23 protein-coding genes and 1 other annotated feature are annotated in these 25,723 nt (G+C 38.7%); of the genes, 1 reads left to right on the top strand and 22 read right to left on the bottom strand.

Annotated features, from left to right (window positions below):
* From carB to AC1Q6O_RS03230, 10 genes are all read right to left on the bottom strand, one after another.
* Positions 1–3,198, bottom strand: coding sequence for a carbamoyl-phosphate synthase large subunit (carB, locus tag AC1Q6O_RS03275; RefSeq protein WP_008173826.1), 3,198 nt, complete (start codon positions 3,196–3,198; stop codon positions 1–3).
* A complete protein-coding gene (locus tag AC1Q6O_RS03270; protein WP_008173828.1) occupies positions 3,191–4,291 on the bottom strand; it encodes a carbamoyl phosphate synthase small subunit in 1,101 nt (366 codons plus the stop codon). The genes carB and AC1Q6O_RS03270 overlap by 8 nt, the downstream gene beginning before the upstream one ends.
* The gene (gene pyrC, locus AC1Q6O_RS03265) at positions 4,291–5,568 is read right to left on the bottom strand and encodes a dihydroorotase (protein ID WP_239354252.1); all 1,278 of its coding nucleotides are present in this window, start codon (positions 5,566–5,568) and stop codon (positions 4,291–4,293) included. Before pyrC ends, AC1Q6O_RS03270 begins: the two co-directional genes overlap by 1 nt.
* Before the next feature lies 1 nt (position 5,569).
* Positions 5,570–6,448: an aspartate carbamoyltransferase catalytic subunit gene (locus AC1Q6O_RS03260; RefSeq protein ID WP_107921521.1), complete on the bottom strand. Its 879-nt coding sequence runs from the start codon at positions 6,446–6,448 to the stop codon at positions 5,570–5,572.
* Between the two features lie 193 nt (positions 6,449–6,641).
* Complete coding sequence (locus AC1Q6O_RS03255) at positions 6,642–7,952, bottom strand: uracil-xanthine permease family protein (protein WP_089985285.1); 1,311 nt, start codon at positions 7,950–7,952, stop codon at positions 6,642–6,644.
* Between the two features lie 14 nt (positions 7,953–7,966).
* Positions 7,967–8,515 carry a bifunctional pyr operon transcriptional regulator/uracil phosphoribosyltransferase PyrR gene (gene pyrR, locus AC1Q6O_RS03250; RefSeq protein ID WP_025113865.1) on the bottom strand — a complete coding sequence of 183 codons (549 nt, stop codon included), beginning with the start codon at positions 8,513–8,515 and terminating at the stop codon, positions 7,967–7,969.
* 240 nt (positions 8,516–8,755) lie between these two features.
* A complete protein-coding gene (locus AC1Q6O_RS03245) occupies positions 8,756–9,667 on the bottom strand; it encodes an RluA family pseudouridine synthase (RefSeq protein ID WP_008173836.1) in 912 nt (303 codons plus the stop codon).
* Positions 9,664–10,143, bottom strand: coding sequence for a signal peptidase II (lspA, locus tag AC1Q6O_RS03240; RefSeq protein ID WP_025113863.1), 480 nt, complete (start codon positions 10,141–10,143; stop codon positions 9,664–9,666). Before lspA ends, AC1Q6O_RS03245 begins: the two co-directional genes overlap by 4 nt.
* A 163-nt stretch (positions 10,144–10,306) precedes the next feature.
* The gene (locus tag AC1Q6O_RS03235; protein ID WP_008173842.1) at positions 10,307–11,875 is read right to left on the bottom strand and encodes a sodium/solute symporter; all 1,569 of its coding nucleotides are present in this window, start codon (positions 11,873–11,875) and stop codon (positions 10,307–10,309) included.
* A 23-nt stretch (positions 11,876–11,898) separates the two neighbouring features.
* A complete protein-coding gene (locus tag AC1Q6O_RS03230; RefSeq protein WP_008173844.1) occupies positions 11,899–12,234 on the bottom strand; it encodes a hypothetical protein in 336 nt (111 codons plus the stop codon).
* A 203-nt stretch (positions 12,235–12,437) separates the two neighbouring features.
* Between AC1Q6O_RS03230 and AC1Q6O_RS03225 the strand changes: the two genes are divergently transcribed.
* Positions 12,438–13,643: an AraC family transcriptional regulator gene (locus tag AC1Q6O_RS03225; RefSeq protein ID WP_043989666.1), complete on the top strand. Its 1,206-nt coding sequence runs from the start codon at positions 12,438–12,440 to the stop codon at positions 13,641–13,643.
* 111 nt (positions 13,644–13,754) lie between these two features.
* Here the strand turns inward: AC1Q6O_RS03225 and ileS are convergent, their stop codons facing one another.
* The 12 genes from ileS to ftsA all read right to left on the bottom strand — a co-directional run bounded on the left by ileS (position 13,755) and on the right by ftsA (position 25,658).
* Entirely contained in the window at positions 13,755–16,523 is a 2,769-nt protein-coding gene (gene ileS / locus AC1Q6O_RS03220) for an isoleucine--tRNA ligase (RefSeq protein WP_275443942.1), read from the bottom strand.
* A 112-nt stretch (positions 16,524–16,635) separates the two neighbouring features.
* Positions 16,636–16,863: a binding site (T-box leader), on the bottom strand.
* A 100-nt stretch (positions 16,864–16,963) separates the two neighbouring features.
* Positions 16,964–17,488 (bottom strand): DivIVA domain-containing protein, encoded by a 525-nt coding sequence (locus AC1Q6O_RS03215; protein WP_036226342.1) that lies wholly within the window; start codon positions 17,486–17,488, stop codon positions 16,964–16,966.
* Positions 17,489–17,583: 95 nt separating this feature from the next.
* Positions 17,584–18,372, bottom strand: coding sequence for a YlmH family RNA-binding protein (locus tag AC1Q6O_RS03210; RefSeq protein WP_239354247.1), 789 nt, complete (start codon positions 18,370–18,372; stop codon positions 17,584–17,586).
* 201 nt (positions 18,373–18,573) lie between these two features.
* The gene (locus tag AC1Q6O_RS03205) at positions 18,574–18,855 is read right to left on the bottom strand and encodes a YggT family protein (RefSeq protein ID WP_008173852.1); all 282 of its coding nucleotides are present in this window, start codon (positions 18,853–18,855) and stop codon (positions 18,574–18,576) included.
* Positions 18,856–18,875: 20 nt separating this feature from the next.
* On the bottom strand, positions 18,876–19,373 hold the full coding sequence (locus tag AC1Q6O_RS03200) for a cell division protein SepF (protein ID WP_239354245.1): 498 nt from the start codon (positions 19,371–19,373) through the stop codon (positions 18,876–18,878).
* Complete coding sequence (locus tag AC1Q6O_RS03195; protein ID WP_043989717.1) at positions 19,357–20,061, bottom strand: YggS family pyridoxal phosphate-dependent enzyme; 705 nt, start codon at positions 20,059–20,061, stop codon at positions 19,357–19,359. Before AC1Q6O_RS03195 ends, AC1Q6O_RS03200 begins: the two co-directional genes overlap by 17 nt.
* An 89-nt stretch (positions 20,062–20,150) precedes the next feature.
* The gene (locus AC1Q6O_RS03190) at positions 20,151–20,387 is read right to left on the bottom strand and encodes a PRC-barrel domain-containing protein (protein ID WP_025113853.1); all 237 of its coding nucleotides are present in this window, start codon (positions 20,385–20,387) and stop codon (positions 20,151–20,153) included.
* 141 nt (positions 20,388–20,528) lie between these two features.
* Entirely contained in the window at positions 20,529–21,302 is a 774-nt protein-coding gene (gene sigG / locus AC1Q6O_RS03185) for an RNA polymerase sporulation sigma factor SigG (RefSeq protein ID WP_025113852.1), read from the bottom strand.
* A 114-nt stretch (positions 21,303–21,416) separates the two neighbouring features.
* A complete protein-coding gene (gene sigE / locus AC1Q6O_RS03180) occupies positions 21,417–22,124 on the bottom strand; it encodes an RNA polymerase sporulation sigma factor SigE (protein WP_025113851.1) in 708 nt (235 codons plus the stop codon).
* 13 nt (positions 22,125–22,137) lie between these two features.
* Positions 22,138–22,971 (bottom strand): sigma-E processing peptidase SpoIIGA, encoded by an 834-nt coding sequence (locus tag AC1Q6O_RS03175; protein WP_239354243.1) that lies wholly within the window; start codon positions 22,969–22,971, stop codon positions 22,138–22,140.
* A gap of 192 nt (positions 22,972–23,163) precedes the next feature.
* Positions 23,164–24,321: a cell division protein FtsZ gene (gene ftsZ / locus AC1Q6O_RS03170; protein WP_008173868.1), complete on the bottom strand. Its 1,158-nt coding sequence runs from the start codon at positions 24,319–24,321 to the stop codon at positions 23,164–23,166.
* 53 nt (positions 24,322–24,374) lie between these two features.
* A complete protein-coding gene (gene ftsA / locus AC1Q6O_RS03165) occupies positions 24,375–25,658 on the bottom strand; it encodes a cell division protein FtsA (protein WP_008173870.1) in 1,284 nt (427 codons plus the stop codon).
* Between the last annotated feature and the right edge of the window lie 65 nt (positions 25,659–25,723).

Here is a 25,723-nt window from a genome sequence, read left to right as displayed (position 1 = left end):
TTAGTGTACTACCTCCGCTTTTGGCATTTCCTCTGCTGTAAATGTCATAGATTCGATGACACGTACCATTGCTTCTGCTGTATCTAATGATGTGAGACAAGGTACGCCATTTTCTACAGACTCACGACGGATTCGGAAACCATCTCGAGCTGGTTGCTTACCTTTTGTTAATGTATTAACAACAAGCTGAGCTTCACCATTTTGGATCAGATCGATCAGTGTTTGTCCTTTCGCACCAATCTTGCCAACGACATCTGTGCGCACTCCAGCTTCTTCAAATGCTTTTGCTGTTCCTTCAGTCGCTACAATGCGATAGCCTACTGTTGAGAAACGTTTCGCTAATGCGATTGCTTCTTCTTTATCCTTATCAGATACTGTAAACAATACTGTTCCTTCTGTGCGAATTTCCATTCCAGCTGCAACTAAACCTTTATAAAGTGCTTTTTCTAAAGTTGCATCTTTGCCCATTACTTCCCCAGTAGATTTCATTTCAGGGCCTAATGTTATATCTACACGGCGTAATTTGGCAAATGAGAACACCGGAACTTTCACAAATACACCTTTTTGTTCAGGCGCTAACCCTGTTGGATAGCCCTGCTCGACAATTGATTTCCCTAAAATAGCTTTCGTTGCAATATTAGCCATAGGGATATTTGTAATTTTACTTAAGAATGGTACTGTACGTGATGAACGTGGATTCACCTCGATGACAAATACCTCACCTTGGGAAATTACATATTGAATGTTCATTAAGCCAACGATTCCAAGACCTTTTGCAAGACGTGTTGTATAGTCTACTAATGTATCCTTTTGATGCTGTGTTAATTTCTGTGGGGGGTAAACTGATATAGAGTCACCAGAGTGTACCCCTGCGCGCTCAATATGTTCCATAATACCTGGGATTAATACATTTTCTCCATCACAGATAGCATCTACTTCAATTTCCTGACCTGTTAGATAACGGTCCACTAAAACCGGATGATCTGGAGATGCTTCCACTGCGTTCTCCATGTAGTGCTTTAACTCTTCTTGATTGTAAACAATTTCCATCGCGCGTCCACCTAGCACATAGGAAGGACGAACAAGTACTGGGAAGCCTAGACGCTCACCAATGGCAAGTGCTTCCACTGTAGAAACCGCTGTTTCACCCTGTGGCTGTGGAATATCTAAGTCTCGTAAAGCTTGTTCGAATTTATCGCGGTTTTCTGCACGGTCGATATCCTCTAGAGAAGTTCCTAAGATTTTCACACCATTTGCAGCTAACTTATCAGCAAGATTAATCGCTGTTTGACCACCGAATTGAACAACAACTCCGATTGGCTGTTCTAAGTCGATAATATGCATAACATCCTCGATTGTTAATGGCTCGAAGTATAATTTATCAGAAATTGAGAAGTCCGTAGACACTGTTTCTGGATTTGAGTTAATAATGATTGCTTCATAGCCTGCCTCTTGAATGGCCCATACTGAATGGACAGTAGCATAGTCGAATTCTACCCCTTGCCCGATGCGAATCGGTCCTGAACCTAGTACTACTACAGACGGTTTTTCTGACTTAATCGATTCGTTTTCTTCCTCGTATGTGCCGTAGAAGTAAGGTGTTTCAGATTCAAACTCTGCTGCACATGTATCAACCATTTTATAGACAGGAATAATTCCATGCTCTTTACGATATGCGTAGATTGCTTCTTCTGTCGTGTTCCAAAGCTCAGCAATTTTCTTATCGGCAAAGCCTAAGCGTTTTGCCGTACGTAGCACTTCTTGATCATCTTTATGGTCAACTAGTGTTTGTTCCATATCTACAATGTTTTTAAATTTATTTAAGAAGAATAAGTCAATGGCTGACCATTCATGGATTTGTTCAATTGTCACACCACGGCGTAATGCTTCCCCGATGAAGAATAAACGCTCATCCCCAGCCTTGCGGATACGTTTTTCGATCCAAGAATCAGAGTTGTCTTCAGGATGCTTTAGCTCTAAGTGAACTTGACCTGTTTCAAGTGAACGAACCGCTTTTAACATCGCTTCCTCGAATGTACGGCCTAGCGCCATCACTTCACCAGTAGCCTTCATTTGCGTGCCAAGATTACGCTTAGCTGATTCGAATTTATCGAATGGCCAGCGTGGGATTTTAGCGACAATATAGTCTAGAGCAGGCTCAAAGCAAGCATATGTTGATCCTGTTACAGGGTTTTTAATTTCATCTAATGTTAAACCAACTGCAATTTTTGCTGCTAGCTTGGCAATTGGATAGCCTGTTGCTTTAGAGGCTAAAGCAGAAGAACGTGATACACGTGGATTTACTTCAATTACATAGTAGTTGAAGCTATATGGATCTAGTGCTAACTGTACGTTACAGCCACCTTCGATTTTTAACGCTCGGATAATATCTAATGAAATATTACGTAGCATTTGATTTTCACGATCTGATAGTGTTTGAGTCGGTGCTACTACAATCGAATCACCTGTGTGAATTCCTACTGGGTCAACATTTTCCATATTACATACCACAATGGCATTATCGACTGCATCGCGCATTACTTCATATTCGATCTCTTTATAGCCTGCAATTGATTTTTCTAGTAAGCATTGTGTTACGGGTGAATATTTAAGGCCTGATGTTACGATTTCCTCTAAATCCTGATCATTGTAGCAAATACCGCCTCCTGTACCACCTAGCGTAAAGGCTGGACGAACAATAACAGGGTAACCAATTTTGACTACAAACTTTTTCGCTTCGTCTAAGGAATGGATAATATCAGACTCAGGTACTGGAGCACCCAATTCGTACATTAAGTTACGGAATAAATCTCGGTCCTCTGCTTTATGAATAGCATCTAATTTTGTTCCAAGAATTTCTATACCAAGCTCATCTAAGATGCCTGATTGATCTAATTCAATCGCCATATTCAGACCAGTTTGACCACCAAGCGTTGGCAAAATAGCATCTGGGCGTTCTTTACGTAAAATGCGAGAGACAAAATCAAGAGAAATCGGTTCGATATAAACTTTATCCGCAATTTCTGTATCAGTCATAATTGTGGCAGGGTTTGAGTTGATTAAGATAACACGGTAGCCCTCTTCTTTTAATGACAAACAAGCTTGTGTTCCTGCGTAGTCAAATTCTGCTGCTTGTCCGATGACGATAGGGCCTGAGCCGATTACTAAAATTGTTTCAATATCTGTACGTTTAGGCATGTTGTTTCCCCTTCCCTGCTTCTACTTCCATCATTTCGATAAATTCATCAAATAAGTGGTTTGAATCTTCTGGTCCTGGTGATGCTTCTGGGTGGTATTGTACTGTGAAAATTGGATATTTTTTATGACGTACACCCTCACATGTACCGTCATTTAAGGCGATATGCGTTAATTCTAAATCAGTATCTTGTAATGATTCGATATCGATAGCGTAGCCGTGATTTTGAGATGTTAAATCTGTACGACCTGTGCGTAAATCTTTTACTGGATGATTGCCACCACGGTGTCCAAATGGTAGTTTAAAGGCTTTCGCTCCACTCGCTAACGAAAAGATTTGATGACCTAAGCAAATACCGAACATTGGCACTTTTCCGATTAAGTTACGTACTGTTTCGATACCTTCTTGGACATCTTCTGGATTTCCTGGTCCGTTTGATAGCATGATGCCATCTGGATGCCAAGCTAAAATTTCTTCAGCTGACGTATTGTAAGGAACGACTAGTACATCACAATCACGTTTATTTAATTCACGAAGAATGCCGTGTTTCATGCCGTAGTCAATTAAGACCACTCGTTTACCTCGTCCAGGTGATGGATAGGCAGCTTTTGGCGATACTTCACGTACATGGTGTGTTATAGCTGGTGTCGTTTGCAATTGCGCGATAACCTCACTCACATTTACTTCTTCATCGGCTGCTGTCAAAATCGCCTTTACTGATCCTTTACTACGAATAATACGTGTTAATTTACGCGTATCAATTCCCTCAATACCAGGAATATCTTTCGATGTTAAATAGTCATCTAATGTTAAATCGCAACGGAAGTTAGAAGGCGTTTTAGCTAGTTCGCGTACCACAAATCCACGTATAGCTGGCGTGATGGACTCAAAATCATCTCGGTTAATGCCGTAGTTTCCTACCATTGGATACGTCAATGTAACAATTTGACCGTAGAATGAAGGGTCTGAAATTGTTTCTTGATACCCTGTCATACCTGTCGTAAATACAACCTCACCCTGTGAAGCACGATCACTCCCAAATGCTGTACCTGTAAATACTGTGCCATCCTCTAAAACTAGTAAACGTTTTTTCATTACTCTGCCTCCTGATATACGATATTTCCTTCAAAAATGGTTAGTACCGGCCAACCTTTTGCAACCCAACCGTTAAATGGTGTATTACGTCCTTTTGATACAAAGCCTTCCGCATCAATTGTTTGTTCTTTTTGAATATCTATTAAAATCATATCCGCTGAAGCACCAACTGCTAATGTGCCATATGGTAGATCAAAAATTTCAGCTGCTTTCACGGACATCCAGTCGATTAATTGTTTTAAAGTCCATTTTCCTATTTCAACAAATTGTGTATAGAGTAGTGGAAAGGCTGTTTCGAAACCTACAATGCCAAATGGTGCGCCCACCATACCACAGCATTTTTCTTCCACTGTATGTGGCGCATGATCTGTCGCGATACAATCGATAGTCCCATCAAGTAGTGCGGCATGTAGCGAATCTTTGTCATCAGCCCCACGCAACGGTGGATTCATTTTCCAGTTCGCATCATCAGATGGAATATCCATTTCTTCAAGTAATAAATGATGCGGACAAACCTCAGCTGTTACACGAATTCCGGCTGCCTTTGCATCTCTTACCGCACGAACAGATTCTTTTGTTGATACGTGACAAACATGGTAGCGTGCACCTGCAGCCTCAGCAAGCAGTACATCTCGTGCAATTTGAACGGATTCGCAAATGGAAGGAATCCCTGGAAGATCAAGCTCCTTATTCCGCTTTCCTTCATGCATAACCCCATCATAAATTAATGAATTGTCCTCGCAATGCGCTACAACTACCATATCGTGCTGGGCAGCATCCTTCATTTGCTCATACATGGTTGAAGCAAGCTGAATTCCTACGCCATCATCTGAGAACGCTACAGCTCCATGCGCCTTTAACTCCTCCACATTTGTTCGAACTTCCCCAGAAATATCCTTTGTTAGCGAACCGTATGGGAGTACTCGAATAACAGCACTTTCTTTGATCAGCCCATTAATAAGCTGCATGTTTTCCACTGAATCTGGTACCGGCTTTGTATTTGGCATGGCGCAAATTGTCGTAAAGCCACCTTTTGCTGCTGAGGCAGACCCTGTTGCGATTGTTTCTTTATGTTCAAAGCCTGGCTCTCGTAAATGTGTATGCACATCGACAAAGCCTGGCGCTACAATAAAGCCTTTACCCTCAATAACCTCCGCACCTACTACCGTTACATCTTGGCCAATTGCTGTAATTATTCCTTCTGCCATGGCGATATTGACTGTTTGCAGCTCACCTTGTTCATTTAACATTTGCACATTTTGAAGTACTTTCGTCATGTTATTCTCTCCCCCTTAAAATGGTTTCCACAATGGCCATCCGTGTGTAGACTCCATTTCGTACCTGCTCGAAAATTCGAGAACGTCCACACTCTACAAGCTCAGTAGCAATTTCTACATCACGATTCACTGGTGCTGGATGCATAATAATAGCTGATTCTTTCATTTGCTTTTCTCGTTCAATTGTTAAGCCGTATTCTTGATGGTAGCCTTCTTTCGAAAAGCTTTTATTTACTTTATGACGTTCATGTTGCACACGTAATAGCATAATGACATCGCTATTCTCGATTAAATCATCCCAAGAATGATGAGCTTCAAATCCTCCTGACCATTCTTCTGGACAAAGGAAGTGAACATTTGCCCCTAAACGTTGTAATGCATGGGCATTTGATTTTGCTACTCGACTATGTGAGATATCCCCAACAATCGTAATATTCAGCCCTTCAAAATAACCAAACTCTTTTTTTATCGTATATAGATCCAATAATGATTGGGATGGATGCTGCCCTGCGCCGTCTCCTGCATTGATGATAGCTACATTAATACCATTTAGTAGCTCATTATAATATTCATCTTCTGATGCTCGAATAATGACTGCATCTAAACCAATCATTTCTAAAGTTTTGACCGTATCGTACAATGTTTCCCCTTTAGTCACACTCGAAAATCCAGCGTCGAAAGGGATGATATGACAGCCAATTTTATGCTCAGCCATTTCGAAGCTTGATTTTGTCCGTGTACTTGGTTCGAAAAATAAGTTGGCAACGTTGTATATCCGAGATAACGATGATGTTTCACCATTTTCAAACGCTTGCGCAAGATCTAGGATGTGGTTAATCTCTTCTGTTGTTAAATGTTCCATCGATAATAAGTTCTTCATCATGTGACCCCCCATAAGGTTGTATGTCATGAACGTCTATGTATGACGTTCTTTTCATAAAGTAAAAGCCCCGTTGATGTCATCAACGAGGCATAAGGAGGCGTGACAAACTACAGCAGGAAATCATCCTTACTTTAGTCTATCCACAACTTCCCTTTTTTTGCCTCTCTGGACAATTCATTAAAAGGTACTACTATGAATTTTTATTTTGATTGTATGGTACAGGTTTTTCGGCTTCTTTCTTACCTGGTAATATGGCATTCAATAGCACCCCGATGATAGCGGCTAGTGCCATTCCTTCAATACTTAATGATTCTGAAATGACGAACTTCGCTCCGCCAATCCCGATGACTAAAATCACTGAAGCAATTACTAGATTACGACTATTCCCGAAATCAATATGATTATCTACTAGCATACGTAAACCACTAGCTGCAATAATACCGAAGAGCAAGATGGACACCCCACCTAGTACTGCGGTTGGAATAGTTGCAATCACTGCCATTGCTTTCCCGAAGAATGATAGTAAGATGGCTACTATTGCAGCACCTGCGATAACGTACACACTATAAACACGAGTAATTGCTAGAACTCCAATATTTTCACCGTAAGTTGTTTTAGGTGGACCACCGATTAGCGCACTTACGAATGTGCCAAGTCCATCACCTAGTAGGGAGCGGTGTAAACCAGGTTCCTTAATGTAATCACGGTTAACTACTTTCCCTAATACAAGCTGATGACCAATATGTTCAGAAATCGTTACAATCACGATTGGTACCATGACAAGTAGAATTTTTGTTGTGATTTCAAATTCATAATGCACACCGGGTAGCAAGAAGTCTGGCATAGCAAAGAATTTTGCGTTGGCAATCGGTGTATAATCTACAATGTCGACAATCATGGAGTAAACATAGCCAACGATTAAGCCCATCAAAATTGGCATTGTACTTAAAATTCCTTTAAAGAAAATCGTGAAGATAATCGCTGTAAACACTGTGACTAAAGCTGCTGAGAAGTGTAAAAAGCTATACTCCCCATTGACATTCATCGCCATATTCACAGCCGTACCCGATAGGCCTAATCCAATAACCATGATTACTGGTCCAACTACAATCGGTGGTAAAATTTTCATGATCCACTTATAACCACTTTTCCAAATGATTAAGGATACGATTCCGTAGGTGATTCCGACAGCCATTGCGCCAATCATGGCATTTCCTGGGTTTACACTGGAGCCATCCTCGTTCAAACCGCCTGCCGCCAATAATATGGGAGCAATAAAGGCAAAGGAGGAGCCTAAGTAAGCCGGTACCTGAAATTTTGTAATTAATAGGAAGAATATTGTTGCAATCCCACTTGTTAAAAGGGCAATTGCAGGGCTAAGACCTACTAACTGTGGCACTAAGATTGTTGAACCAAACATCGCAAACATATGCTGGAAGCTTAATGTCACTAGCTGAAGTGGGGTTGGTTTATCCTTAATATCTAATACTGCATTTGACATTTTGTTTCCTCACTTTATTGTTCGTCTTCTTTATAAATAATAACGCAATCTTCTCCATCCACATCTTGTAAATTGACAATGATGCGCTCAGAGCCAGAAGTCGGAACATTTTTCCCTACATAATCTGCTCTGATTGGTAGCTCTCGATGACCTCTATCAACTAGAACAGCTAGTTGAATTTGTCCAGGTCTTCCTAAATCCATGACAGCGTCTAGTGCTGCGCGAACTGTTCGTCCTGTATAAAGAACATCATCGACTAAAATAATTTTTTGATTTTTCACTTCATGCTCAATGTCAACTTGCTCAACATGTGCTTGTTCATTTTCATGCTTCATTGTTAAATCATCGCGGTAAAGTGTAATATCAAGCTCGCCAGTACGAATCGGTTTACCTTCGATCTTTTCAATTCGTTGTGCCAAGCGTTTGGCTAGAAAGGCACCTCGTGTTTTAATGCCAACTAAAATACATTCATCAATTCCTTTGTTACGTTCAATAATTTCATGAGCAATACGTGTTAATGCTCGTGCCATTGAAGGACCATCTAACAATTCATTTTGAGCCAAATTCGTTTCCTCCTCTCTACCATCTAATGTGGTCATATGTCCATAAAAAAACCTCTCGAGGCGAATAGCCTGAGAGGGTTGTATACGTGTTAAAAAAGCATGTTGAAAAATTTGCAGCACAAATTTTTTTGCAACACTATCACATGACCCTTCTCAGCCTCTCGGGACTGCTATTAAAGGTGAATATTTAGTTAGGTTGTTCATTCACTGTCGTTAGTATAGACTTTCTTTGCGTATACGTCAATGCTTATTTCGTAATTCATTTAATAATTGCTCATAATCAGCAGGAAGTGGTGTTTCAAACTCTAAGTATTCACCTGAAGAAGGATGATTGAAGCCTAGCGTTGCTGCATGAAGAACTTGTCCACCAAAATCAATTGTCTTTTTCGGTCCATACTTTGGATCTCCAACAAGCGGGAAGCCGATATAATTCATATGCACACGAATTTGATGTGTTCGTCCTGTTTCTAGACGACACTCTACAAGCGTATAATCACCAAAGCGCTCTACCACATGGAAATGAGTTACTGCATGTTTACCATTATCAACAATAGCCTGCTTCTGACGGTCCTTCTGATCACGACCGATTGGCGCATCAATAGTCCCTTTATCATGTGCAATATGCCCATGTACAAGAGCAATATATTTACGAGTAACAGTTTTATTGACTAGCTGATCCACTAATGATTCATGAGCTACATCGTTTTTGGCAACCATTAATAAGCCGGATGTATCTTTATCAATACGGTGGACTATACCTGGACGCATAATCCCATTGATCCCCGATAAATCTTTACATTGATACATTAACCCATTTACTAGCGTGCCTGTCAAATGCCCTGGTGCTGGATGAACGACCATACCCTTTGGTTTGTTCACAACAAGAACATCAGCATCCTCATAAACAATATCAAGTGCTAGATTTTCTGCGATTACATCAAGCGGTTCAGCTTCTGGTACATCAATAGCAATAACGTCCCCCGCTTTTACCTTATATTTTGGTTTCACAGCATCGCCATTTACTTTGATATTTCCGTCACTAACCCAGTTCCCAATCTGCGTGCGCGACCATTCAGATTGTAAGCTTGAAAGTGCTTTATCAATGCGCTCTCCTTGCTGTTGTTCTTCGATTGTATATGTTACTTGCGTCATTGTTTCACCTGTTTCTTCTCTTTTTTATCTTCCATAATTAAGCCAATCATAAGTATAACAACAGCAATCGTCAATGCAGCATCTGCCACATTAAAAATTGGGAAATCATACTTAATAATTGGAATTAAAACATCTACAAAATCGACCACTTCTCCTCTAAATATACGATCAATAAAGTTCCCTATTGCTCCACCAAGTAATAGCATTAAGCCCACTTGAAAAATTGGCTTCCCTTTTGCCTCTCTATGATAAAAATAGACAATGGCACAGATAACGGCAACTGTTACGATACTAAACAACCACATTTGCCCTTCTAGCATCCCCCATGCTGCACCTCTGTTACGATGAGACAAAATGCCAAACCATGGGTCTAATACAGCAATACGTTCACCATACTCCATATTTTTCACAATCAACCACTTTGTCCATTGGTCCAATAAGACGACAAAGGCAGCCAATCCATAATATTTATACACAAACATTCCTCCGTTCGCTCAACATCTAACCTATTCTACCATATCAGCACCATTGACAATAACTAATATCACATCAAAATATGGCGGATTCCAAATCTCTTGAAAATACAAAAAAGCTATCTCTATCACTTTTTGAGCAATAGAAATAGCCAAACTTCTTGTTTTATACTGTTTCAGATTCTTTTGAATGGACGCGCTTCATAAAATCATTGACATCAGCAGGTACCTTTCGATCTAATAGTGACACAATAATCACTGATAAGAAACCGACAGGAACCGTCACAATCCCTGGAATTTTAAACTGTAAGAAACTCGGTAAAGTTCCTGGTAAAAAAATCATCCACATGGACACAGCAAGTCCAATAAGTAATCCCGCAATGGCTCCTTTTTCTGTCATGCCTCTCCACCAAATACCTAAAATGAATATTGGCGTAAATGTACTTGCTGCGACTGTAAAGGCGAGCGCCACTAAATGACCGATAGATGCATCCTTAACAAGAAGCCCCAGGGCCCCATATAAAATACCCAATAGGACGATAGCAAATTTCCCAGCAATGACGCGCTGTTTTTGCGTAATGTCCTTTTTCATAATGTTAGCATACAAATCATGAGCAAGTGCCCCAGAGCTTGTAATAAAGAGCCCTGAAAGATTGGAGAATATAGCTGCAAATGCCCCCGCTATAACTAAGCCAAGCAACCATTTACCACCTAGAGCTAGCGCTGTAGTCGGTATCACCATGTTGTTTCCGCCCAGTACAAGATCACGCATAACCTCTTCACTCGCTGTTCCCGAGATGAAAATTGAACGACCAACAACACCCAAATAAACCGCTAATAAAAAGAATGTACTAGCAATCCCAATAGCCATCAGCGCGGATTTTCGAGCTGCTTTAGCACTTGGATTCGTATAAAAACGCAATAAAATATGAGGAAGTCCAATCGTTCCTAAAGCTAAACCAATCGTCATGCTAATCGTTTGCCAAAATGTTGGGAAATAAAAGCCTGTCCCTGTCCATGCGGCACCATCAAAATTAACATCATTCCCATCTAAAGCATATGGGGATGTGCCCGTAATAGGACCGCTAAAGGAATTAATAGCTGCAAGAATTTTATCGTAATGCAAGCCACTGTATACCGCTGCTACTAGCATCACAATAAATGCACCAAGACGAATCCACAGCTCCAAAGCTTGGTTAATGGTTGTTCCTTTCATACCACCAATACCTACATAAAAAATCATGACAATACATGTAAAGATAATACCAAATTCATAGGAAGTGCCGAAAAACATACTTAAAATTTGAGCAGCACCTAATAGTTGCGGAGCTGCATAAAAGCCTGAAATTGCTAATACTACCGCAACCGCTACTAGTCGTGCTCGTTTACTATGAAAACGATAGCCCAAAAAATCCGCTACCGTAAATGCACCAAATCGTCTCAAAGGGCCTGCTACAAATATAGCTAATAAGGTTAAACCAATTGAGAAACAAAAAGCATAATAAGCCCCGTCATATCCTAGTTGAAATGTTAAACCCGCAATACCGAGGAATGTGGCTGCACTTAAATAATCCCCACCGATTGCAGAACCATTTGTAAACCAGCCAAAGCTTCTTCCTCCTACAAAGAAATCCGATGCAGTTGCATTTCTTTTTGTTAAATACGTAATGTATACAATCGTTCCCATTAATGCAATGGTCATTAACATCTTTGGTTCTAAAAGAGCTCCCATCATTCAACTCATCCCCCTTGTTTCAACTACTTATTGGCTAAATCATATTTTTTCAGGCGTTTTTCGTACATGGCAGTATGCACATAAGCGATAATAAATGCCATCGCCATCATGACAACAGTTGTCACAAACCAGGTTACCGTCATGCCACCCCACATTTTCTTAAAGGCAAATGCTGGTGCAAACCAATTCATAACAGGGATACTAAAAATTAATATAAAATAAAATATCGATAAGCCTAAACCCGTTGTAAATTCATCTTTCATAATTTTATTTGTCTCCGCATCTAGAGGTGGAAGATCCTTTACATCAATGGTGCCTGCCTCCACGTATTCATAATCATGACTCCCTACTTCTGCCATAGCCAACTCCCCCTTTATTTGTATCAGTAAATAATTATCTGAAATTTCAAATTATTATTCACTACAATTATTTTATTCTATTTCAACTTCAATATAGATATAAAATATTGCTGTATTAGTACAAAAAAATGCTATTTTAAGTTAAAATATTTCTATCATTTTTATTCTTGGGGGTTGGTAGCATTTTAAAGGTGGTATGGTTTATGGAAAGCTCATTGGATAAGCAACAAATGAGAGATTGGTTAGAAGAAGTTTTACCAAACGCTTTAATGGAGTGTAAAGAGCCAAAACCAGAAGATGACACCCTTATTGTCTATGAAGTCAATCGGTTATTTGATTGGGTGAAGATTAAGCGACTAAAAAGAAATTATCCTAATAGTATAATTGTCCCAATTGTTACAGAACACCTCACCTACTCGACTGGTATAGCAATTGAATTAGTTTTACCTGCACTTCTCATCAAACCATTACAAAAATCAAAATTTTTACGAATTGTAAAAAAGTTACACACTTCCTATCAGGAGAAAAAGGGTAGCACACTTACCATGCTCGAACTGACACAACAAATTTCCCAACATCAAACTTCTCCTTTCAGAGAAGCTTTTTTAAAACGTCTGATACGCGGTGAGATCGATAATGAACAGGAAATCATACAATCTGCATCCTTTTTATCGACTAACTGTATTCCTAATATGGTGTTCTTAATACAAGGCTATATTGATGTAAATGAACAGAGAGCTCATCCACAAGATGCGTGTAGCATTATCACAACTGTTATTCAGCAGAAATTTGCCGATAAAGCGCCGTTGTCCTTTTTACATTTTGAACGCTATTTACTTCTTCTTTTGCGAATTCCAAAAGACTATAACTCATTCAAGCATTGGTCAGAGGGCAAAGCATCTTTATTAGAGGTCATCGAGACACTAAAAAAGGACCATTGTATCCACCTTTTCATGGGGGTTGGGGGAGTATTTCAGGATGCTATGCAAGTGAAGGAATCCTATACTCAGGCACGAAAAGCTCGAAGAAAACCGCCTATTGATAACATTCATATACGGTATTACGAAGATTTAACGAAGCACCCACAGCTTCAAAAAGCCATTCAATTTATAGAGGAGCATTTTGACGAACAGCTTTCTATAAGTGAAGTTGCGAAATATATAAGCTTTAGCCCAACACATTTTAGCAGGCTATTTAAAAGAGAAACGGGTCGCAATTTTGTTGACTATGTTGCCTTTACACGTATTATCAAAACTTTACCCTTTTTACGAAAGTTTGATTATACGGTTGATAAAATCTCCTCTACCTGTGGGTTCAATACACCGAATTATTACAGTCTAACCTTTAAAAAATATGTTGGAATATCGCCAACAGACTACCGCAATACGAAAGAAATTTTGTTTAAATAGGATGTAGTTTTTCGAGAATCTGCAAAAACCACATGAAAAAAGCAAGCCCCTTAAAGGAGACTTGCTTATAAGCTACATAGAAAGCAGATTCTTATTATTCACTGATTCCACTTACGCGTAATATTTTTCTACTACTTCTGCACAGCGCGCACAAACTGTCGGATGTGCCTCATTCGCACCAACTGTTTCCGTAATAGACCAGCAACGTTCACACTTCTCACCTGTAGCCTTTTCAACAACAATGGATACATGTTCAAGTACCAAAGCATCTGCTGGTGCTTCTTCAATTGTAGCTACCTCAAAAGCAGAAACGATAGATAGTTGTGCAAAATCAATGTTTGCATCGTTCAATAATGATACTATATCTTCTTTTGCATATACTGTTACTTTTGCTTCAAGAGACTTACCAATCGTTTTAGCATTACGAGCTTCTTCCAATGCTTTTAAAATATCATCACGTACATCAATGATTTTTTCCCATTTTGCACGAAGATTTTCAAAATTAGCTTGTACATTTTCCATTGGGAAGTCCGTTAATTGAACAGAAGCTTCCTCTACAATACCTTGAGCATGTAAGTATGACCACATTTCATCTGTAGTATGAGGGATGATTGGTGTCATAATTTTAACTAAAGTCATTAATGTATCATAAATAACTGTTTGCATTGCTCGTCGATCTTTGTTGTCAGAACCTTCGATGTAAACTACATCTTTTGCAATATCTAAATAGAATGAAGATAACTCTACTGCTACAAAATTATTCACAACATGATAAACAGCAGCAAAATCATAACGATTATATGCAGCACGTACAGTTTTTAGGACATCCTGTAAACGCATATACACATATTGATCCATTTCACGAAGCTCTGCGTAGGCTACACGATCTTTTGTTGGATCGAAATCAGCAATATTGCCGTGTAGGAAACGGAAAGTGTTACGAATTTTACGATATACTTCTGATACTTGCTTCAACATATCCATAGAAATTCGCACGTCAGCAGTATAGTCTACAGAAGCAACCCATAGACGAAGAATATCTGCTCCATATTGATCCATTACCTTTTGTGGAATGATGACATTCCCTAATGATTTACTCATTTTACGACCTTCACCATCAAGAACGAAACCATGCGTTAAAAGTCCTTTATATGGTGCTAAGCCATTAATAGCTACTGATGTAATAAGTGAAGAGTTAAACCATCCACGGTGTTGGTCAGAGCCTTCTAAATATAGATCAGCAGGGTATTTCATGCCACGTTCTACAAGTACACCTTGGTGTGAAGAACCTGAGTCGAACCATACGTCCATAATATCATTTTCTTTTGTAAATTCACCGTTCGGGCTACCCGGATGTGTAAAGCCTTCTGGTAACAACTCTTTTGCTGTTTTTTGGAACCAAATATTTGAGCCATGTTCACGGAATAGTGCTGAGATATGGCTAATTGTTTCAGGTGTAATAATTGGTTCACCATTTTCAGCGTAGAAAATTGGAATTGGTACACCCCAAGCACGCTGACGAGAAATTACCCAATCTCCACGGTCACGAATCATATTGTAAAGACGTGTTTCTCCCCAAGCTGGTGTAAATGCAGTTGCTTTAACAGCCTCTAATAGCTCTCCACGGAACGCTTCAACAGACGCAAACCATTGTGGTGTGGCACGATAAATAACTGGTTTTTTTGTACGCCAATCATGTGGATATGAGTGTGAAATGAAACCAAGACTTTCTAATGCATCTACTTCTTTTAGCTTTTCTGTCACTAGTTTATTGGCATCATTATAAAAGACGCCCTCAAACCCAGGTGCTTCATCCGTATAGCAGCCACTGTTATCAAGTGGGCTAAGAATGTCTAAGCCATATTGCTTACTAATATGATAATCGTCTTCCCCGTGTCCTGGAGCTGTGTGAACACAGCCAGTACCTGCGTCAGCAGTAACATGTTCCCCTACCATTACAAGTGAATCACGATCATAGAAAGGATGCTGAGCGACAATACGATCTAATGCTTCACCCTTCACTTCTTGAACAACTTCATATGCTTCCCATTCAAGAGCAGTTGCCACAGTTTCTAATAAATCTTTTGCAATGATGAATTTTTTATTTGCTACTGCAACGACAACATAAACGAACTCAGGATTTAAAGAAATCCCTAAGTTTGCTGGTAATGTCCAAGGAGTTGTTGTCCAAATAACAAATTTAGCATCTGCTGGTACAACACCTTTTGCATCTTTAATAGCAAAGCTTACATAAATGGAAGGCGATTTAATATCTTTATATTCAATTTCTGCTTCAGCAAGAGCAGATTCAGAAGACGGTGACCAATATACTGGTTTTAAACCTTTATAAATATATCCTTTTTCCGCCATCTTTCCGAATACTTCAATTTGACGAGCTTCAAACTCAGGTTTCAATGTAATATAAGGATTTTCCCAATTACCACGGATCCCTAAACGACGGAATTGATTTCGTTGATTGTCAATTTGCTCATATGCATATTCTTCACAAAGTTGACGGAAAGCTGCTACTGACATTTCTTTACGTTTGACACCTTTATTTGTCAAAGCTTGTTCGATAGGTAGACCATGCGTATCCCAGCCAGGAATATAATTAACATGGTAACCAGTCATTGAACGATGACGTGTAATCATATCCTTTAATACTTTATTCAATGCATGTCCAATATGAATATCACCATTTGCATACGGAGGGCCATCATGAAGTACATATTCTGGACGACCTTCTGTACGCTCCATCTGTAATTTGTTAATATCCATCTCATTCCATTTATCTTGCATTTTTGGTTCATTTGCTGGTAAATTCCCACGCATTGGGAAATCCGTTTTTGGCATTAATAAAGTATCTTTGTATTCCACCATAAAAAAATCCTCCTTTATTTTACATCAAGCATATCGACACTCTTCTCATACGACAGTTATGGGCTAACTTTTCTGAAACAATTCGCGGACAAATAAAAAAAGCCCTCATCCACTAAGGGACGAGAAGCTTCTACTCGCGGTACCACCCTACTTGTAGCACAATCCAATAGGTTGCACTACCTCTTTCAAGCACATTAACGTCGTGCATCACGAAATAACTTACTTTTTTCAGTTATTTAGCTCAGAAGTGATGTTCATTGTTAGTTGCTTGTTTGGGCTTCCACTATCCCCAAATCGCTTCACCACGCCTAACAAATACTGTCTTCGTCTCTGCTTCTATGCATATGTCTGTACAAAATAATTACTATTACAAAGTATATGAAATTCAAACAATCGCGTCAAGTTTCATTTAAATTTGATCCTCTCCATGAATAGGAGAGTTACATATCTTCTGCTTCTTGCGCTTCATCTACAGAAGCTTGAATTTCTGTTAAATCGATATCATACTGAAGCAAATGATCCCAATCGTCTGCATTTAATAAATCAAGCTGGGCTTCAACAAGCATTTTGAAACGATTACGGAACACCTTAGATTGTTTTTTCAGTTCATCAATTTCAATTGTAACCTTACGTGCTTTCGTTAAAGCATCATTAACGATTCGATCAGCATTTTTCTCTGCTTCTTTGACAATAAGCTTTGCCTCTTTTTGAGAATTTCTACGTACTTCATCTGCAGCTTCTTGTGCAACCACAATAGACTTTTGTAAAGTTTCTTCTAAAGAGCTAAAATGCCTCGCTTGCTCTAAGGCCATTTCTAGTTGCTTATCAACCTCTTTTTTTTCGCGCAGCAAAATTTCATAGTCTTTAATGATTTGATCTAAAAATTCATTTACTTCATCTTCAGCATATCCTCTGAAAGCTTTTGTAAACTCCTTATTATGTATATCAATAGGTGATAATGGCATACTATCCTTCTCTCCTTTTCGTGTACATTCGTAATTCCTATTATACAATTCTTCCGACAACTTAGCAGTATAAAATAATGAAATTTACTTTTCTTTTAGCTTTTTTGAGCCAATCGACCGACTTGTAGACGGATTTTATCTTTTTTTGTACGGCCTTCTGTCATAATTATTTTCAAACGACCGCTCCCTCTTATCGATAAAATATCCCCTTCTTGTAATTCAAAAGCAACGGCATCACGCTCTGTCCAATTGACACGCACTTTTTTACCAGTAATTAAAGCTTGTGCTTTTTGACGAGACACTTTCAAAACGGTTGCCATAATAACATCTAATCGCATGGATGTAACCGTGTGAGATTCCTCCAACCATTCATCTTCATTGATAAGGAGCGGCGCCTGTTCTTTAAGGGATTCAACATGTACCTTTACTTTACCAATGCCTGTTAAATGTAAACGTACATATTCTGCCACTTCTCGTGCAACGACAAATTGGATTTGATGCTCACTCACGCGAATATCACCAAATTTACTACGATTTAACCCTAATGATAACAAGGCTCCTAAAACATCAGGATGGCGTAATTGTACAAATTTAACGGGATACTGAAGTGTAAAAGCTGTCAGTTGAAAGTCTTTATCTGTAGGCTCATAGTAGGCTGGATAAATGAGCATACGTTGTCTCTCCGCCTCATTAAATAACCCCGCACATAATGTATTCATTGAGTCATCCTGTCCAATAATAGATGTCACTATAAAGCGCTGTCTTGGATCAAGAAAATCAGTCAGCTTAGGTGCATAGCGATCCTCTACCTCCCGCTGCCAGCTTATTACCTGTTCAATAAAAGGTTGCTCATCTTTCCGAAAATGCTGAATCAAGTGCTCCATCTCGTTGTCTCCTCTTTCATCGTTCCTATTTGCCTCATGGATTGGATAAACATAGTATTCCCAATCATTGGTACTTTGACATCATGGCATTAAAATTTTTTCGAGTTCACTCGAATAGCCACTTTAAAATTCGCGACGTCTGCTTTTCTTCTATTTTCAATATAAATAAAAAACCCCCACTAAAACGTGAGGATTTTATATTTATACGAACATAAGAAATAATTTCTGAATGACTATCACAAGTCCTCTTTCAATAAAATTCAGCATAAAGATTGCCACAATTGGTGAAATATCAATCATACCAAGCGGTGGGATAAACTTTCGGAATATCCCCAAATAAGGCTCACACACTTTTTCAAGCATTCGTCCAATGGCTGAATTTTGAGCGGCAGGCACCCAAGACATTAAGATATATGCAATTAGCATAAATGAATAAATCCTAAATGCTAATGATACATAACCAAGTATTATAAAAAAAGTCATATAAACTACAATCCTCGCTATTAATTATCGTCTAAAATAAAGTTCGTAATTTCACCAGTCACTTCTACGCTGTCTGGAGTGCAAAGGAAAATATCTTTCCCAATACGTTGTATATCCCCTGCAAGGGCATAAACTGTGCCACTTAAAAAATCAATAATGCGTTTACCTTGCTCTCGCTCAATACGTTGTAAATTAACGATAGCTGCACGTTTATTTTTTAAATGTTCCGCGATATCTTGTGCTTCTGCATAGACTCTAGGCTCTATTAAGACAACTTTTGCTCCTTTGGAACTCATTGCAGCTTGTAAGCTGACAATATTATTCGGAGTAGCTGTACTTTGCGGCACAATTTCATGGATCGATGCCTTACGTTCTTTAATTGTTTTTTTAGGCTTTACTGAATGAATCGGTTGCTGTTGTTGTACAGGTTGTTGCTGCTGAATAGGAGCTTGCGTGATTTCTTCTTCTAGTTCTTCTTCGAGGTAAAAGAAGTTTTTAATTTTATTTTTCATGCTCATCCTGTTCCCCTCTTTCATTTCCAACAAGAGCCGTTCCGACTCGAACAAAAGTAGCCCCTTCCTCTACCGCAATTTCAAAGTCATTAGACATGCCCATTGATAACTCGGTACAAGGTGCGTGTGCGAATCCTTGCTCGGCTATTTGCTGTTGACATTGTTTTAATTGCTTAAATACAGTACGAATAAGTGCTTCGTCTTCTGTGTTTGGTGCCATTGTCATTAAACCGACAACTTCGACTTTTGTAAAACTTTTCAATGATTCTACAAAAGGTAAAACTTCTTCCATGCTTAAACCATGTTTTGATTCTTCCCCTGAAACATTTACTTGTATAAAACATTTTACAGGCTTTACTGCTCTTTTTTCAATTTCTTCTGCCAAACTCAAACGATCTAATGAATGTAAATAATCAATGCTGTTAATCACTTGTTTTACTTTACGTGTTTGTAGTGACCCGATATAATGCCAATTGACATGAGCTTGAATCGCAGATAGTTTACGATTTAAACCTTCAGGTCGGTTTTCTCCTAAATGAGTCAATCCAGCTTCAATTGCTTCTTGGGTTCTTTCTACAGAAACCTCTTTCGTCACAGCTATTATTTGGACATTATTGGCTTCACGATTGACTCTTGTTTCTGCTGCTGCTATTAAATCATTTAGTTTGTTTAAATTTGCTAAAATTTTTGTCACTGTTTTTCCCAACTTTACAACAATAGTTTCTCTTATTGTAACAAGCAATGCTTGATTTATCAATGAATAGCCTGACCTATGTCAGCCTTTTAGGAAAGTGCCTTTACCAAAATAACATCCTTGCCAACGACAAGCACATCTTTCATATACACTTTTCTTACAGATTCTTCTCCTTTAAAAAAACCAAGATATTTTCGGGGCTCGGCAATTAAAAATGCTGTTACATAGCCCGTTTCTTTTGATACCTCAGCATCTACCACAAATCCTATAAATCGTCCATTTCCTGCTTCAATTACTTCTTTTTGTTGTAATAATGAGAACCGCAATGAAAAACCTCCTCTATCCATTACTCTTTCATCTAAATTATTTTTCTCTATCATCAAACTTTGCTGTCTCTTTATATTTATGTATCAATCGTTCATTGAATGAAGATAAAATGCGCACCGAATAATTCGATGCGCATTTTTTTATTTGTAATCTTTTTGCATTGTTTCAATTGCATTTTTTTCAAGACGTGAAATTTGTGCTTGTGAAATGCCTAATTCCTTAGCAATTTCAGTTTGTGTTTCACCATAATAAAAACGTTTTGCCACGATCATTTGCTGACGTTCATCTAGTTTTTGCAAGCTTTCCTTAACCGACACATAGGCAACCCATTGATCTTCTGATACATCATCATCACGTAATTGGTCCATCATATAGACAGCGTCCCCTCCATCTGAATATATGGGCTCTTGTAATGACATTGGGTCTTGAATTGCATCTAAAGCAAATAAAACATCTTCTTTTTTCATCTCGATCATGTCAGCAATTTCTTCAATCGTTGGTTCGCGCAAATTTTCGGTTATCCACTGTTCTTTTGCTTGCATTGCCTTATACGCAATATCTCTTAAAGAACGAGATACTCGTAATGCATGATGATCACGCAGATGGCGACGAATTTCACCAATGATCATTGGGACAGCATATGTTGAAAATCTCACATTATGCTTTAAATCAAAATGATCAATGGCTTTCATGAGGCCAATACAGCCTACTTGAAATAAATCATCTGCCTGTTCACCTCTATAGGCAAATCTACCAACAATACTTAGCACTAACCTTAAATTGCACATGACAAGCTCTTCTCTGATTTCAGTTTCACCAGCTTGTAAACGAATGAAGAGTTCCTTCATTTCCTCGTGCTTTAAAATTGGCAAAGTCGATGTATCTAAGCCGCAAAGATCTACTTTTGTTCGCATATTCGATTCCTCCGGATGTTATTCTCTGACTAAACCGTGACATCAGTTTGTCCGAGAGAAACAAGAATATGCACAAAAGCTATGACCAATTTTAGGTAGGTTAATTTTCCCTTTCTAAGAAATTGGCTGATTTAAATTTTCACGTAAATCCTGAATAATTTTCTTTTCTAAGCGGGAAATATATGATTGTGATATCCCTAAATGATCTGCCACTTCTTTTTGCGTCATTTCTACTTTCCCATTGAGACCAAAACGGCATTCCATAATATATCGTTCACGTGCACCTAATAAATTAATGGCATGGAACATATGCTGACGTTCAATTTTTTTCTCTACATTATCAAGAATAATGTGCTCTTCTGTACCTAAAATATCTGATAGTAATAATTCATTTCCATCTGCATCAGAGTTTAATGGTTCGTCTAATGACACTTCACCCTTCATACGACTAGTTTTTCGTAAGTGCATTAAAATTTCATTTTCAATGCATCGTGATGCGTATGTTGCAAGCTTAATATTTTTATCTGTATTGAACGTTTCAATCGCCTTTATTAACCCGATAGAACCAATGCTGATTAAATCTTCGATTGGCGTCCCCGTATTGTCAAAACGTCTAGCAATATAAACAACAAGACGTAAATTACGTTCAATTAGTGTGTCTCTAGCACGTAAATCACCTTTCATAAAGGATGCAATGACTGTAACTTCTTCTTCTCGACTTAGTGGCACTGGCAATGAATCATTTCCCCCTATATAGTACGTTTCACGACTACGAAACTTACTCCAAAATTTTTTCAAGCTAGCAAGTAGCCTAAGAAGCAATAGTTCTCCCCCTCTATGAGTTATTTGAAAGCGCTGAAAAATGTAAAATTGCTGCTGTGCTATGTGGAAAATTTTTAGCCTTTTTTGTTAAAACGATATATTCATTCGATTTCACCTGCGAAGGCTCCCCCTTTATAAGCCATTCATCAAAGCGAAAACCTAATACAACAGTTTGTTGCTGTACAGTATTGATATGAATAAATCGTATATAACGCTGATAATCTTCTGAAAACATAGATACATTGTACGGATCTGTTTCTTGCCATTCTATTAATGATTTGCGGAAATCCGCAGGTAAATGTGGACTTAAAGCTGTATATGAGACGAAATGAACGGGCTTACCTGAAAGCGGCTCAATTGCTTGGTTACCTGTATCCACAAATGCTGAAAGTGGTATTATTGCACCAAAAATTTTTAAAGTTGTGTCAAATACAAATTGTCCACTTAAACGCTCTAGCTTCACAAATCCCCATTGCTTATAGAATGCAACGAGATTTAAAACTGCGAGTACAAAACAAATCATTATAAAATGGGTGGCAGAAAGATTTTTTAAAAAAGGTTGTAGTGCTGTTAACAATCCGCCGATAACGATCGTTGCTGTTAAAACGATCGGTCCTTGCTTCTGGAAGCTCCGAATCCTAAAGCGAAAAGCTATACCTATGAGTAATATAAAACTAAGAATCGTTGTCCACAGCATTTGACCGCCAATTACAGCTACTAAACTACTACAAAACGAACTCATTAATAATCTTGAATTCTTGACTAGAACCCCTGTTACTCTTGCTGTAAACGTGAGTATCGCTAGATTAAAAAGTGTATTAATGAGCACCAGCCATTCTCCATACATAACAGCCGCCTCCTACTTACAAAGTTAGCATGTTACTCCCACAAATATTGTCAAACAATCGCATCATTTCCTTAAAATGTTTTGACAAAATACATGGTTTCCTTACACAAATGAACATCTCGACAACAAATTTAAAAAGCTCGTATTTTACATATGTAAAATACGAGCTTTTTAGAAGTTGTTTGATTTCAATTAACCACGATTTTTGCGATTACGTAAAAATGCTGGGACTTCAAGCATGTCATCCTGTGCATACTGTTGCTGATTTTGACGTGGCTGTTCTTGTTGAACATGCATTTCTTGTCGTTGTTCACGAATTGGTGCTTGTTGTTGTGGAGCAGATTGTCTATTTATATTGAGTGATGGTTTTACTGTATGACGTTGTTGTTGTAAAGCTTCTTCCGTAAAACCTGTTGCGATAACTGTCACAATGATTTCATCTTTTAGGTTTTCATTAATGACAGAACCGAAAATCATATTTACTTCTTCATCAGATGCAGAAGCTACAATATCTGCTGCTTCTTGTACTTCAAATAAGCTAAGATTAGAGCCACCTGTAATATTCATAAGAACGCCTTTAGCACCATCGATAGACGATTCTAGTAAAGGACTCGAAATGGCTTTCTTTGCTGCTTCTGAAGCACGGTTTTCACCAGTAGCAATACCGATACCCATTAATGCTGAGCCTTTGTTTGACATAATTGTTTTCACGTCTGCAAAGTCTAAGTTAATAAGACCAGGTGTTGCGATTAAATCAGAAATACCTTGGACACCTTGACGAAGTACGTTATCTGCTTCTCTGAAAGCTTCTAGCATTGGTGTTGATTTATCGACAATTTGTAATAACTTGTCGTTCGGGATAACAATTAGCGTATCCACGGCTTCTTTCATACCACCAATTCCGCCGATAGCCTGTGTTTGACGTTTACGTCCTTCAAACGTAAATGGACGTGTCACAACACCTACTGTTAGTGCTCCTAACTCACGAGCAATTTGTGCAATTACTGGCGCTGCACCAGTACCAGTGCCTCCACCCATACCGGCAGTGACGAATACCATGTCTGCGCCACGTAGAACCTCTTCTAATTGCTCACGGCTCTCTTCAGCCGCTTTTTTTCCTACTTCTGGATTAGCACCTGCCCCTAATCCACGCGTCAGTTTAGCACCAATTTGAAGCCTAACCTCTGCCTTTGATAAATTCAATGCTTGTGAATCTGTGTTAACTGCGATAAAGTCAACACCTTGTACACCATGTTCTATCATTCGATTGACAGCGTTGTTACCGCCGCCACCAACACCTATGACCTTTATTACTGCAAGTTCATCTACATTTGTATCAAATTCTAACATCTCTTTTTCCTCCCACGGTAACTCGACTCTGTATCAATCATTACGCATTCTAGTTAATCAAAAAACTTATCAAATAATTTTTTTGCTCTCCCGATTACGCTTTCTTTTGGTTCTGAAGGTGCAGAATACTCTTGCTTTTTAGGCATAGCTGCTTGAGCTCCTACAGCTGCATATTCAACAGGTTGCGTATTCGTACTTTTACCGTAAAAATCATCTTCTAAATAGGCGTAACGAATAAGTCCAACCGCTGTTGCAAATGAAGGCTCTCTAACGCCAATATAATCGGGTGTATAAATTCTTACACGCGTTTGTAGAATTTGACGTGCTAACTGGGCGATACCTTCAAGTTTAGCAACACCACCAGTTAAAACAACGCCGCCAGGTAAATCTCTAACACCTAGACGTGCTAACTCGTCAATCACTAATTCTAGTAATTCTTCTAGGCGAGCGCCAATAATTTCTGAGATATAGCGTTGGCTATATTGATCAGTAGAATCTGTTCCTACAATTGGTACTTCAAAGATTTCATCGTCAGATGCATCATCATAAAAGGCATGTCCAAATTGGTGTTTGATATTTTCAGCTTGTTCTGTTGGTGTCTTTAAAACGATGGAAATATCTTTCGTTATATGATCACCACCAACTGGTAGGACGCCTGTATGCGTTAACAATCCCTCTTCAAATACCGCGATCGTAGTAGAGCCGCCTCCTATGTCTACAAAGGCAGTTCCTTGGTTTTTTTCATCTTCAGTTAATGCAAAGTAGCCTGATGCTAATGGTTGCAAATATATTTCTCGTATACTTAAACCTGCACGCTCAACACAGCGAAGAACATTGTGTAAAAGCGTTTTGGATGTCGTTATCATTGTTGCATCCATTTCTAGACGGATGCCAATCATACCACGAGGATCTTTAATTTCATCAAGGTTGTCCACAATAAACTGTCTTGGAATGATGTTAACTAATTCACGTTCAGGAGGTATTGACATGACTTGTGCAGATTCTACCACTCTGTCTAAATCATCATCTGTAATTTCTCTGTTTTCACTATTTACAGCGACAACACCTTTAACTAGCTGTAACATCGTTTGGTTAGCAGGAACGCCTAGAACGACTTCTTGAATTTGATACCCTGTCATTCGTTCGGCTTGTTCTACTGCTTTTCGAATAGATTGAACTGTTGCATCGATGTCAACAATTGCTCCTTTTCGAACCCCATTCGATTTTACATTTCCGACGCCAATTACATGTAATTGTCCGTCACTCATTTCACCTATTAATACCTTGATAGAGGAGGATCCAATATCAAGTGAAATGTATAAATCTTGCTGATTCAATTCGCTGCACCTCCTTGAAAAATGCTCTTATTTTCATTCTATTGTAAATTTGGCATAATGTCTAA

This window comes from Lysinibacillus sp. GW823-FHT06C08 (assembly GCF_058795135.1).
Note: the sequence above shows the minus strand (reverse complement) of the source record. Positions and strands in the feature narration are given on the sequence as shown.